We start from the raw sequence: 6633 nt of genomic DNA on the forward strand, positions 1-6633 counted from the left end.
CGGCCGCTCGTGCCAGGCGTGGCAGCTCCTACTCCGCCCACGGAGAATCCAGGATGGTGCGTACGAAGTCCCCGCGCTCGAAGCCCGGCACGTAGTGCTGGAGCACATCGGCCTTGACGTTGCCGAAGGTCGTCTCCGGCTTGGGGCGGATACCGTCGGTGAACGCACCGAGGATGCGCTTTTTGAAGTCGGGACGAGGATGCAGGGCCACGATCTCCTCGCGCACCGCGGCGGGGATGTCCGCGTAGCCGATGCCCAGCACGTCGTACTCCACGCCGGCGGTCACCAGGGCGACCTCCGGCTCCATGAACTCGGGGATGCCGGGCGTGGTGTGCAGGGCGATGGCCGTCCACACCCGGCGCACACTGTCCTCCGGCACACCGCGAGCCTGCAGGAAGCGGCGCGCCTCATCGGCACCGTCGACCTCGAAACGGCGCCCGCTGGTGTGAAACTGCTCGTTCAGCCCCAGGTCGTGGAACATCGCGCCGATGTACAGCAGCTCGGGGTCGAAGCTCAGATCACGGTTGCGGCCCTGGAGGCTGCCGAAGAAGTACACCCGCCGCGAGTGGTGGTAGATCAGTTCGCTGGTGCTCTCGCGGACCAGCTCGGTCGCCTCACGTGCCAGCTCGGTGTCCGGCACGCGCACCCCGGCTTCGTCCTTCGCCATGGCCACTCACCCGTCCTCACTCCTCGGTCCTGCCCGCTTCCCGGACAGCACCATGAGTCTTGTCGACCTGGCGGCCCGGCCACCAGGTCTGCGGTGCCACCTGTCCCACAGATACGGACATCTGCCTGTCGGATGCGCTGTCGGCTGCACTGTCACCTGCACTGCCACCTGCGTTGATGCGTCGTCGTCTATGAGAGCGCGCCGATCTCGAATCAGCAGAAGCTGGACTGGTGTGTCGCAGGGCCACAGGATTTTTCACGTGAGAGGCGGGGCTCGTTGCGTAGCGACGATGCGTACCGCCACGAGCCACGAGCAACCAACGGGATGGTGACTTCAGCAGTGATAGCGACCAGCAAGAGAGGACGGATGGCGCGCGGGGCGGTGCTCCCTGTGGTCCTCGCCATGGTGGCCGTGGTCTTCGGCCCCATTGGGCAGGCTCAGGCAGCAGAGACCTGCACCACGGACGTCTTCCGGTACAAGGTGGTCAGCAGTACCGGTGCGGAGGTCGCCTGGGTGGATGCGCAGGCGAAGCGCTGCTACGACGAGACCGGCACTCTGACGGAGAACACCGCCTTCACCACGCCGGTGCGGACGAACTCCTACGGGCCGGCGTGGGAGTGGCGAGTGGAGAGCGAAGCCAGTAACACGGTCCAGAGCAGCCCCAGCTGGCGTCTGATCGACAACACCTTCACGCTTCGCGACTGCCAGCCCTACGTCGAGCTCTGCCTGTCGAAGCTCGACCTGCATTTCCGGGCCAGCATCACGCCGCAGGCCAAGCCGTCCGTGATCGCCACCCTCACGAGCAACGGTGCTCCGACGGACGCCTACAAGGTCGTGCGCGCCTGACGGGGGAAATGAGCCGGGACCGAGCGCGCAGCGGCCAGTAGCCAGGGGCCGATAGCCAGCGGCCGGTAGCCAGGGGCCCGCCGGGCCGGCCTGGCCCCGGCCGCGACCCGTCCGGTCAGGGCGTCCCGCCGCCCAGCGGTACCTCCGCGCCGGTCAGCTCCGCCCGTACACCGTCCTTGGTTACGGAGATCCCGCGAAGCCGCAGGTCACCGGGGAGGTTGTCCGGCAGCTGGGCCGAGAACTCCATATCCTCCGCGACCTTCGGCTCCCGGACCTTCTGCAGGCCCCGGATCAGCGACGGATCGATGCCGGTGGGCGCGAGCAGAGACGGATGCTCGGCGAGTGCGTCCAGCGCGCGGCCCTTCATCAGCTGGTCCGGCCGGAGCCGCTGCCCGGTCGCCTGCTGGAGGCCGCGCTCGTCCACCTTGTCGGCGGTGGGTGTGGTCAGCTGCAGGCCGCCGCCCTTGCCCGGTGTGTAGGTGAGCAGGCCGGGCACCACCAGCCGGGTGTCCGCCACGGTCATGGCCACGCCGTGTTCGCCGGTGCGCTGCACGTGCGCCCGCGCCCGGATCTTGGCCTGCTTGCCGGCCACCGGCAGCTCGCCGTTGGCCAGTACCGTGTTCTTCTCCGGCCCGGGGGTCAAGTGGACCTGGGACGCGGCGACTTCACGGTTCAGGTCGTCGAAGTCGAGGAACACCTCGCCGCGCACCCGGCTCAGGACCGCGCCCTTGACCGAAGTCAGGAGGGAACCGACGATCCGCAGGTCGTCCACCGTTCCCTTCACCTGCGCCACGGAGACCCGCCCGGCCGACACATCGGGGACGTTGACCTCGACGCGGTCGAGACGGCCCGTGGCGAGCTGCGCGACGAACGGGAAGCTGTCGATGTGCACCTCGGGCTCGGCGCGGAGCTTCAGCGCTTCCTGCATCTTCTGCGCCGCGAGATTCTCGGCGTACAGCACGGCCCAGCGGTCGCCGAGCGCGAGGAACGCGAGCACGACGCCCAGACCGACGACCGTCTTCGCGGCCCTCCGGGCGGTGCGCCGGCCACCGCGCCGGCCCTCGGGGGCCGTATCGCCGTCGCCCTTGCCTGACGAGCCCGCACCGTCCCGGTCCGCGTCCTCATGGGGAGCGCGGGCCGCCGGAATCTGTGCCGTGGAGTCTTCGCGAGGTCCGTTCGAGATCACCACCACATGCGACCACAGGACGGCCGCTACGGCCAAGTCACACCGGCAGCCGGCCCGCAGTCGGCGAACAGGACATACCGGTGGCGCCGGGAACCACCCGCTGAACAGCGCTTATTGACGGCACGACAGGCCCTGTTACGGTGGGGCGCGGGCACGTAAATGATCTTCGCCCCGGCAGTGCTTTCCGGCGATTGCTGTCGCTCTGCCCCCGCTCTCCTCCCGCTCTGCTCCCGTTCTCGACGATGGATGCCGCTTCATGTCTTCTATGCCGTTCAATCCGATTTCTGCCGACCAAAACGGCCAGCAGCCGCAGCTGAGCCTGTCCACGGCGGCCGCGCGGAATCTGGCGAGTACGACCAAGACCGTTCCGCAGATGCAGGGGATCTCCTCCCGGTGGCTGCTGCGGCTGCTTCCGTGGGTGCAGGTCTCCGGCGGTGCGTACCGGGTGAACCGCCGGCTCACCCACACCCTCGGTGACGGCCGTGTCGAGTTCGTCGCCACCGGCGCGGACGTCCGGGTCATACCGACCGAGCTGCGTGAGCTGCCGCCGCTGCGGGCCTTCGAGGACGAGGCGGTGCTGGGTGCGCTGGCGGAGCGGTTCGCGCAGCGAGAGGTGGCCGCCGGGGAAGCGATCGTGGAGGCCGGCCGCCCGGCCGACGAGGTCGTTCTCATCGCGCACGGCAAGAGCAACAAGCTGGGCACCGGTAAGTACGGTGACCCGACGGTGCTCGGTGTGCTCGCGGACGGTGACTACGTCGGCGAGGGCCTGCTGACCGGCTCGGGCGGCGAGTGGGAGTTCACGGTGCGGGCGGTCACCGCTTGCACCGTTCTGACCCTGTCGCGGGACGCCTTCGAGGAGATCCAGGGCCGGGCGGAGGGCCTGCGTACGCACCTGGAGGAGGTGCGGTCCGCTTCCCAGCTGTCGCAGAACAAGCGGGGCGAGGCGGCCATCGACCTGGCTTCCGGTCACGCCGGGGAGCCGGTGCTGCCCAGCACCTTCGTCGACTACGAACTGAGCCCCCGCGAGTACGAACTGAGCGTCGCTCAGACTGTGCTCCGCGTGCACAGCCGCGTCGCCGACCTCTACAACGAGCCCATGAACCAGGTCGAGCAGCAGCTGCGGCTCACCGTCGAGGCGCTGCGCGAGCGGCAGGAGCACGAGCTCGTCAACAGCCGTGACTTCGGGCTGCTCCACAACGCCGACTTCAAGCAGCGCATCCGTACGCACAGCGGCCCGCCCACCCCGGACGACCTCGACGAGCTGATCTCGCGGCGGCGCAAGACCCAGTACCTGCTGGCCCACCCGAAGGCGATCGCGGCCTTCGGCCGGGAGTGCAGCAAGCGGGGGCTCTACCCGCAGGGCGTGGAGCTGGAGGGCCACCAGGTGCCGGCCTGGCGCGGCATCCCGATCCTGCCCTGCAACAAGATCCCGGTCAGCCCCGCCGGTACCAGCTCCATCCTCGCGATGCGCACGGGCGAGGAGGACCAGGGCGTCGTCGGTCTCCACCAGGCGGGCATCCCCGACGAGATCGAGCCCAGCCTCAATGCCCGTTTCATGGGCATCGACGACAAGGCCATCATCTCCTACCTGGTGAGCGCCTACTTCTCCGCGGCGGTACTCGTACCGGACGCGCTCGGCATCCTCGAAGACGTCGAGATCGGCCACTACGACAACTAGCCGAGCAAGTCCGACGCACACTTCGCATTCCGGAAAGGGCCGGGCACCAGTGACGGCACCAATGAAACAGCCTTTTGAACTGCCGGACTTCTACATGCCGCATCCCGCGCGCCTGAACCCTCATCTGGAGGAGGCGCGGCGGCACTCGAAGCGGTGGGCCCGCGACATGGGCATGCTCGAAGGCTCGGGTGTCTGGGAGGAGCGCGACCTCGACGCGCACGACTACGCGCTGCTGTGCGCGTACACCCACCCCGACGCGTCCGGCCCGGCCCTTTCCCTGGTCACCGACTGGTATGTGTGGGTCTTCTTCTTCGACGACCACTTCCTCGAGGTCTTCAAGTACTCGAAGGACCGGGAGGGCGGCAAGGCGTACCTCGACCGCCTGCCGCTCTTCATGCCGACCGACCCGGCCGCGGCCATCCCCGAGCCGACGAACCCGGTCGAAGCGGGCCTCGCCGACCTGTGGGCCCGCACCGTGCCGAGCATGTCGGCGGACTGGCGGGCCCGGTTCGCGGAGAGCACCGAGAACCTCCTCAACGAGTCGTTGTGGGAGCTCTCCAACATCAACGCCCATCGCATCGCCAACCCCGTCGAGTACATCGAGATGCGTCGCAAGGTCGGCGGCGCCCCCTGGTCGGCGGGGCTCATCGAGTACGCGATCGGGGCCGAGGTGCCCGCGCCCATCGCCGCGTCACGACCGATGCAGGTGCTGCGGGACAGCTTCTCCGACGCCGTACATCTGCGGAACGACCTCTTCTCGTACCAGCGCGAGGTCGAGGAGGAGGGCGAGAACAGCAACGGTGTGCTGGTACTGGAGACCTTCCTCGGCTGCGGTACGCAGGAGGCCGCCGACGCTGTCAACGATCTGCTCACCTCCCGCCTCCAGCAGTTCGAGAACACCGTCTTCACCGAGCTCTCCCCGCTCTTCGCGGAGACCGGCCTGGGCCCGGACCAGTGCGCGGACGTCCTTGCATACGTCAAGGGGCTGCAGGACTGGCAGTCGGGCGGCCATGAGTGGCACATGCGGTCCAGCCGCTACATGAACGGGAGCGCGGACGACGGCAGTTCGGGGTCGTCGTCGGGCCTCTCGTTCGGGGGCTTCTCACTCCTCCCGAGCGGTCTGGGGACCTCGGCTGCACGCATCGGGCTGACGGGTCTGACGACCACCCGCCGGGCCGAGGCCGGTCGGGTCCGCAGCTTCACCCATGTCCCGCACCAGCGAGTGGGCCCCTCGCAACTGCCGGACTTCTACATGCCGTTCACCACCCGGCTCAGTCCGCACCTGGACGGCGCGCGCCGCAACGTGGTCGAGTGGGGACGCCGGATGGGCATGCTCGAAGCCCAGCCCGGCATCCCCGGCTCCGACATCTGGAACGAACAGAAGCTCGCCGGCTTCGACTTCCCGTTGTGCGCGGCCGGCATCCACCCCGATGCCTCGCCCGACCAACTTGATGTGACATCCGGCTGGTTGACCTGGGGAACGTACGGGGACGACTACTTCCCCGTCGTCTTCGGCCGCACCCGGGACCTGGCGGGAGCGAAGGCGGCCAACACCCGGCTCTCGGCCTTCATGCCGGTGGACGGCTCCCCGACGCCCGAGCCCGCCAACGCGTTGGAGCGCGGCCTGGCCGACCTCTGGGCCCGTACGGCCGGACCGATGAATCCGCAGGGCCGCCGCACCTTCCGTACCGCCATCGAGGACATGACGTCCAGCTGGCTGTGGGAACTGGCCAACCAGGCACAGAACCGCATCCCGGACCCCGTCGACTACATCGAGATGCGCCGGATGACCTTCGGCTCCGATCTCACCATGAGCCTGTGCCGGCTGGGCCACGGACAGCAGATCCCACCCGAGATCTACCGCAGCGGCCCCATGCGCGCCCTGGAGAACGCCGCCGCGGACTACGCCTGCCTCCTCAACGACGTCTTCTCCTACCAGAAGGAGATCGAGTACGAGGGCGAGGTGCACAACGGCATCCTGGTCGTCCAGAACTTCTTCGACTGCGACTACCCGACCGGCCTCGCCATCATCCACGACCTGATGACCTCCCGGATGCGACAGTTCCAGCACGTGGCGGAGCACGAACTTCCCGTCCTCTACGAGGACTTCAAGCTCTCCGCGGATGCCCGTCGCACCCTGAACGGCTACGTCCGCGAACTCGAGAACTGGCTCTCGGGCATCCTGACCTGGCACGAGCGCTGCCACCGCTACAAGGAGGAAGACCTGCGCCGCGACCTCCCCACCCACCCCCAACG

Annotated in this window: 5 protein-coding genes; 3 read left to right on the forward strand and 2 right to left on the reverse strand. The window is 68.5% G+C overall.

Features of this window, described 5'->3' with window-relative positions; translation table 11 throughout:
* Positions 1 to 28: 28 nt before the first annotated feature.
* The gene (locus CCS38_RS09845) at positions 29 to 667 is read right to left on the reverse strand and encodes an HD domain-containing protein (RefSeq protein WP_223732825.1); all 639 of its coding nucleotides are present in this window, start codon (positions 665 to 667) and stop codon (positions 29 to 31) included.
* Between the two features lie 366 nt (positions 668 to 1033).
* Between CCS38_RS09845 and CCS38_RS09850 the strand changes: the two genes are divergently transcribed.
* Complete coding sequence (locus CCS38_RS09850) at positions 1034 to 1513, forward strand: hypothetical protein (RefSeq protein WP_223732826.1); 480 nt, start codon at positions 1034 to 1036, stop codon at positions 1511 to 1513.
* 115 nt (positions 1514 to 1628) lie between these two features.
* Here the strand turns inward: CCS38_RS09850 and CCS38_RS09855 are convergent, their stop codons facing one another.
* Positions 1629 to 2735, reverse strand: coding sequence for an LmeA family phospholipid-binding protein (locus CCS38_RS09855; protein WP_223732827.1), 1107 nt, complete (start codon positions 2733 to 2735; stop codon positions 1629 to 1631).
* 229 nt (positions 2736 to 2964) lie between these two features.
* Between CCS38_RS09855 and CCS38_RS09860 the strand changes: the two genes are divergently transcribed.
* Both CCS38_RS09860 and CCS38_RS09865 read left to right on the forward strand, forming a co-directional pair.
* Positions 2965 to 4377 (forward strand): family 2B encapsulin nanocompartment shell protein, encoded by a 1413-nt coding sequence (locus tag CCS38_RS09860; RefSeq protein ID WP_223732831.1) that lies wholly within the window; start codon positions 2965 to 2967, stop codon positions 4375 to 4377.
* 61 nt (positions 4378 to 4438) lie between these two features.
* Positions 4439 to 6633 (forward strand): family 2 encapsulin nanocompartment cargo protein terpene cyclase (locus CCS38_RS09865; RefSeq protein ID WP_223732828.1); only part of this gene is annotated, 2195 nt, incomplete at its 3' end.

Origin of the sequence: Streptomyces purpurogeneiscleroticus (assembly GCF_020024005.1) — a bacterium.
GTDB lineage: Bacteria > Actinomycetota > Actinomycetes > Streptomycetales > Streptomycetaceae > Streptomyces > Streptomyces purpurogeneiscleroticus.